General features: G+C 73.1%; 4 protein-coding genes. 3 read left to right on the top strand and 1 reads right to left on the bottom strand.

Annotated features, from left to right (window positions below; genetic code table 11):
• Positions 1 to 80: 80 nt before the first annotated feature.
• Positions 81 to 1,820 (top strand): choice-of-anchor I family protein, encoded by a 1,740-nt coding sequence (locus tag D8M29_RS08100; RefSeq protein WP_127445893.1) that lies wholly within the window; start codon positions 81 to 83, stop codon positions 1,818 to 1,820.
• Positions 1,821 to 1,864: 44 nt separating this feature from the next.
• Positions 1,865 to 2,317, top strand: a complete 453-nt coding sequence (dtd, locus tag D8M29_RS08095; RefSeq protein ID WP_036380968.1) for a D-aminoacyl-tRNA deacylase — start codon at positions 1,865 to 1,867, stop codon at positions 2,315 to 2,317.
• A gap of 45 nt (positions 2,318 to 2,362) precedes the next feature.
• On the opposite strand, the gene aspS is transcribed toward dtd, so the two are convergent.
• Positions 2,363 to 4,177, bottom strand: coding sequence for an aspartate--tRNA ligase (gene aspS / locus D8M29_RS08090; protein WP_044659819.1), 1,815 nt, complete (start codon positions 4,175 to 4,177; stop codon positions 2,363 to 2,365).
• Between the two features lie 145 nt (positions 4,178 to 4,322).
• Here aspS and D8M29_RS08085 point away from each other — a divergent pair.
• The coding region (locus tag D8M29_RS08085) for an APC family permease (protein ID WP_148111550.1) at positions 4,323 to 5,444 on the top strand (1,122 nt) is incomplete at its 3' end.

Here is a 5,444-nt window from a genome sequence, read left to right as displayed (position 1 = left end):
TTCTGGGGCGTCACGGTCCGTTCACATCCGTGCGATGGGGTGACCCCGTCCTCCGCCTCCCTGCCCTGACTGGAGCATCCATGCCTCGCCTCGCACGCCTCGCCACGGCCGTCACCGCCGCGGCCCTGTCCACGGCCTTCCTCGCCCCGGCCTCCCTCAGCGCGCCCGCCCCGCACTCGGCCACGGCCCAGCGCGCCGCCATCGCCGCCAACCCGTCCGGCAAGAGCATCGAGCTCACCCGCGCCGGCACCCACGGGACCGGCGTGTTCGGCGAGTCCGCCGCCGAGATCCCGGCCTTCGACGCGGTCTCCGGCCGCCTGTTCGTGGTGAACGCGCAGCGCGGCGCCGTCGACGTCATGCGCCTGGGCGCCGACGCCGCCCCCGTGGCCGAGCGGACCCTCTCCGCCGAGGGCCTGCGCACCGCGGACGGCTCCGTCACGGACAAGGGCGCCACGGTGAACTCCGTGGCCGTCTCCGGCGGCGTGATGGCCGTCGCCGTGGAGGCCGCCGAGAAGACCGACCACGGCTGGGTCGTGTTCTTCGACACCACCACCCTGCGCTACCTCGGCGGCGTGCGGGTGGGCGCCCTGCCGGACTCGCTGGCCTTCTCCCCGAACGGGGCGTACGTGGTGGTCGCCAACGAGGGCGAACCGGCCGACGACTTCTCCGTCGACCCGGAGGGCACGATCTCCGTGGTCTCCGTGCCGAAGAACGCCCAGCAGTTCTCCCGCCTGACCCAAGACGCGGTGCGCACCGTGGACTTCCGCGCCTACGACGCCGGCACCGCCCTGCCCGCCGGCGTGCGCGTCTCCGGCCCCGATGTGGCCGTGCCCGCCGGTCACGAGCCCGCCGGTCGGGTGGCCCGCAACCTCGAGCCGGAGTACGTCACCGTCGACCCGCCCGGACGCACCGCCTACGTGTCCGTGCAGGAGGCCAACGCCGTCGCCGTCGTGGACCTGAAGTCCGCCACGCTGGAGGACCTCTGGGCGCTGACGCCCACCGACTGGTCCACCGAGGGCATGCTGGACGCCTCGGACAAGGACGGCGGCATCGAGCTGGGCCACTGGCCGGTCGACGGCCTGCCCATGCCCGACGGCATCGACACGTACCGCTGGCGCGGTCAGAACCTGGTCGTCACCGCCAACGAGGGTGACGGGCGGGAGTGGGGCGACTTCAACGACTCCGAGCGCGTCAGCGACCTGGACCTGTGCGCCGCCGAGTTCCCGGGGGCCAAGGCCCTGCAGAAGAAGGATGCCCTGGGCCGCCTGAAGGTGCTCACCGACCTCGGCTACGACTCTGAGCGCGAGTGCCACTCCTCCCTGACCACACTGGGCGGCCGGTCCTTCTCCATCTACACCGCGGACGGCACCCGCCTGTTCGACTCCGCCGGCATGATCGAAGAGCAGATCGCCCGGCTCGTGGCCGCCGGCGAGCTGCCGGAGCACGCGTTCAACGCGAACAACGACGAGACCCCGTCCGGGGACTCCCGTTCGGATGACAAGGGCCCCGAGCCCGAGTCCGTGGTGGTGGGCACGATCCAGGGCCGCACCTACGCGTTCGTGGGCCTCGAGCGCATCGGCGGCGTGATGGTCTTCGACATCACCGACCCGCGGAACGCCACCTACGTGGACTACGTCAACGACCGTGACTGGGATGCCGCGGGCGACGACGCCGCGGCCGGCCTGGGTGACATGGGCGCCGAGGGCCTGACCTTCGTGCCGGCCGACGAGTCCCCCTCCGGCACCGCCCTGCTGATCGTCGCCAACGAGGTCTCCGGCTCGACCACCGTGTACGAGGTGGATCCGACCCGTCGTCAGTGATCCGCTGACGCGGACCGGTTCCGGGCGCGTTGCAGAATGGCTGCATGAGAGCCGTTCTGCAACGCGCCCGTTCCGCTTCCGTCGTCGTGGATGGCGAGGTGGTCGGCTCCTTCGAGGGCGAGGGGCTGGTGATCCTGCTCGGAGTGTCAGTCACGGACACGGAGGCCGAGGCCGTCCAGGTGGCCCGCAAGGTGGCCGGGCTCCGCATGCTCGACGGCGAGCGGTCCCTCACCGACGCCGGCGCCCTGGCGCTCGTCGTCAGCCAGTTCACGCTGTACGGCGACGTGCGGAAGGGCCGGCGGCCGTCCTGGACGCGCGCGGCGAAGGGCGACCAGGCCGAGCCGCTCTACGAGCGGTTCACGGCCGAGCTCGAGGCCGCCGGCGTGCGCGTGGAGCGCGGGGTGTTCGGCGCGATGATGGACGTCTCCCTCACCAACTCCGGGCCGTTCACGCTGATCGTGGACTCGGACGAGCTGGCCGGGCCGCAGCGCGGCTGAGGCGGGCCCGCTGCGGACCCGCCCCGGGCCCGCCGCGGGCCCGGATCAGGCTCCCGGCTCGGCCTCGGCCTGCTTCGGCTCCGGCTGCGCGTCGACGCCGGCCTCCTTGCGCTGCTGAGCGGTGATGGGCGCCGGTGCGGCCGTCAGCGGGTCGAAGCCGCCGCCGGTCTTCGGGAACGCGATGACCTCGCGGATCGAGTCGGTGCCGGCCAGCAGGGCGACCACGCGGTCCCAGCCGAACGCGATGCCGCCGTGCGGCGGGGCGCCGTACTTGAAGCCCTCGAGCAGGAAGCCGAACTTCTCGTTCGCCTCCTCCGGGGACAGGCCCATGACCTCGAACACGCGCTCCTGCACGTCCTGACGGTGGATGCGGATGGAACCGCCGCCGATCTCGTTGCCGTTGCACACGATGTCGTAGGCGTAGGCCAGGGCCGAGCCCGGGTCGGTGTCGAAGGTGTCCGCGAACTCCGGCTTGGGCGAGGTGAACGCGTGGTGCACGGCGGTCCAGGCGCCCGCGCCCACGGCGACGTCGCCCGAGGCCACGGCGTCGGCGGCCGGCTCGAACATCGGCGCGTCCACGACCCACACGAACGCCCAGTCGGCGTCCTTCGCGGCCACGCCGTCACCGGCGTCGGTGAACAGCCCGCAGCGACGGCCGATCTCCACGCGGGCCGCGCCCAGCAGCGCGCGGGACTCCTTCGGCTTGCCGGCGGCGAAGAACACGCAGTCGCCCGGGTTCGCGCCCACGGCGGCGGCCAGGCCGGCCTTCTCCTCCTCGGAGATGTTCTTGGACACCGGGCCGGTCAGTTCGCCGTCCTCCTGGATGAGCACGTAGGCCAGGCCCTTGGCGCCGCGCTGCTTGGCCCACTCCTGCCACGCGTCGAGGGTGCGGCGGGCCTGGGAGGCGCCGCCCGGCATCACGACGGCGCCCACGTACTCGTTCTGGAACACGCGGAACGGGGTGTCCTTGAAGTATTCGGTCAGGTCCGTCAGCTCGAGGCCGAAGCGCAGGTCCGGCTTGTCCGAGCCGTACTTCTCCATCGCCTCGGCGTAGGTCATGCGGCGGATCGGCGTCGGGACGTCCACACCGACGAGGGCCCACAGGGCCTTGACGATCTTCTCGCCGAGGGCGATCACGTCGTCCTGCTCCACGAAGGAGGCCTCGATGTCCAGCTGGGTGAACTCGGGCTGGCGGTCCGCGCGGAAGTCCTCGTCGCGGTAGCAGCGGGCGATCTGGTAGTACTTCTCGATCCCGCCCACCTGCAGCAGCTGCTTGAACAGCTGCGGTGACTGCGGCAGGGCGTACCAGGAGCCGGGAGCCAGGCGGGCCGGGACGAGGAAGTCGCGGGCGCCCTCCGGCGTCGAGCGCGTGAGTGTCGGGGTCTCGACCTCCACGAAGCCCTCGCCGTGCAGCAGCTCGCGCGCCGTCCGGTTGACCTCGGAGCGCAGGCGCATGATGCGCGAGGGCTGCGGGCGGCGCAGGTCCAGGTAGCGGTGGCGCAGCCGGGCCTCCTCGCCGACCTCCACGTGCTCGTCCACCTGGAACGGCAGCGCGGCGGCGGTGTTGAGCACCGTCACGGTCTCCGCGATCAGCTCGATCTCACCGGAGGGCAGGTTCGGGTTCTCATTGCCCTCGGGGCGGCGCTCGACCGTGCCGGTGACCTGCAGGACCCACTCGTTGCGCAGCGGGTCGAAGTCCGCCTCGTCCCGCACCACGACCTGGGCGAAGCCCGAGGCGTCGCGCAGGTCCACGAAGGCCACGCCGCCGTGGTCGCGCCGCCGCGCCACCCAGCCGGTGACGGTGACGGTCTGGCCGATGAGCGAGGCGTTGAGCTCGCCGAGGGAGTGGGTGCGCAGCACGAGGATCCTCTCCGTCCGGTCGCCGGACGATGTGCGGGGTTCATGTGATGGTCGACGCCGTGTGATACGCCTGCGGGGCGGGCGCGCGCCGTTCCCGTCAGTCTAGTGCCCCGTCCACACTGCCCCAGCCCAGGAGGACCCCGTCATGACCGCCGCCCTGCAGCGCCGCCTGACCCTGCTCCACGCCGTCGCGATCGGCCTCGGCTCGATGATCGGCGCGGGCGTGTTCACCGCGATCGGCCTGGCGGCCGCGCTCACCGGCGGCCACCCCGGCCTGCTGTACGGGGCCCTGGCGGTCGCGGCCGTCGCGGCCCTGTGCAACGCCCTGTCCACGGCGCAGCTGGCCACCGTCCACCCCGAGTCCGGCGGCGCCTACGTCTACGGCCGGCGGCAGCTGCACCCGTGGGCCGGCTTCGTCGCCGGCTGGGGCTTCGTCACGGGCAAGACCGCGTCGGTGGCCGCGATGGCGGCCACCCTCGGCCTGTACCTCTTCCCCGACGACGCCGCCGCGGCCCGGTGGACGGGCGTGGCCGCCGTCGTCGTGCTCACCGGGGTGGCGATGGCGGGCGTGACGCGGACCGCGCAGGCGACGTTGGCGATCCTCGTGCCCGTGCTCGCCGTGCTCGTGTTGGCCATCGGCGCAGGCCTGGCGCGCGAGGCCCCCGGGGGCTCGGCCGCGGCGCTCGGCGTCGACTCCCCCGTGCAGGGCGTGCTCATGGGCGCGGGCGTCCTGTTCTTCGCGTTCGCCGGCTACGCGCGCGTGGCCACCATGGGTGAGGAGGTCATCGACCCCGCACGCACGATCCCGCGCGCCATCCTGATCGCCCTCGCCGTGACCGTGGCGCTGTACCTGCTGCTCGCCACGGCGCTGATCTCGGGCCTCGGGACCTCCGGGCTGGCCCGGTCCCCGGCGCCCGTGCGCGACCTGCTCGAGACCGCCCTGGGCTCCGGCTGGGGCTGGGTGGCGGTGGCCGGCGCCGCCCTCGCCGCGGCCGGGGCCATGCTCAACCTGCTGACGGGCATCTCCCGCACCGCCCTGGCCATGGCCCGCGAGTCCGACCTGCCCCGCCCCCTGGCACGGGTCCATGCGGGGACCGGCACGCCGTGGACGGCTCAGCTGACGGTGGCCGCGGCCGTGATCCTGCTCCTGCTCACCACGGACATCCTCACCGTGGTGGGCTTCAGCTCGTTCGGCGTGCTCGTCTACTACGCGGTGGCGAACCTGTCCGCCCTGACCCTGCGCGGGGACGACGACGGCCGCCGCCCA

The organism is Micrococcus sp. HSID17227, assembly GCF_003989405.1.
In the GTDB taxonomy this organism is placed as follows: Bacteria; Actinomycetota; Actinomycetes; order Actinomycetales; family Micrococcaceae; genus Micrococcus; species Micrococcus luteus.
Note: the sequence above shows the minus strand (reverse complement) of the source record. Positions and strands in the feature narration are given on the sequence as shown.